Below are 311 nucleotides of genomic sequence, written 5' to 3' on the forward strand. Positions count from 1 at the left end.
TTCTCATAACAGGCTACACCGAAAGCATGGTTGGCCGAGCCTTTATATTCCGTACCGTTGTCGGAGTAAACGCACTCAATCAGGTATGGGCAGGGATCAATCAGGTGTCCAGTCAGAAACTTGGCGGCACTGTCTGCGGTTTTGTCCGGCAAAATGGCGGCGTATAGCTCCCTTGAGAAATCGTCGATGGCGACAAACAGGTAATTCCGCTTATCGGTGGCTTTCTGCCCTTTGAGCAGCGGCAGCCGTTTGGTATCGAGATGTACCAGCTCTCCGGGGTAGGATTTATTGTAGCGTTTGGCCTGCCTTTT

At 51.8% G+C, this 311-nt stretch carries 1 protein-coding gene; it reads right to left on the bottom strand.

Features of this window, described 5'->3' with window-relative positions; all coding sequences use genetic code 11:
• Positions 1–311, bottom strand: a 311-nt coding sequence (locus ACTHSQ_RS11170) for a DDE-type integrase/transposase/recombinase (RefSeq protein WP_440375956.1), incomplete at both ends; no start/stop codon positions are given.

This window comes from Neisseria sp. P0009.S008 (genome assembly GCF_051958615.1).
GTDB classification, from domain to species: Bacteria; Pseudomonadota; Gammaproteobacteria; order Burkholderiales; family Neisseriaceae; genus Neisseria; species Neisseria subflava.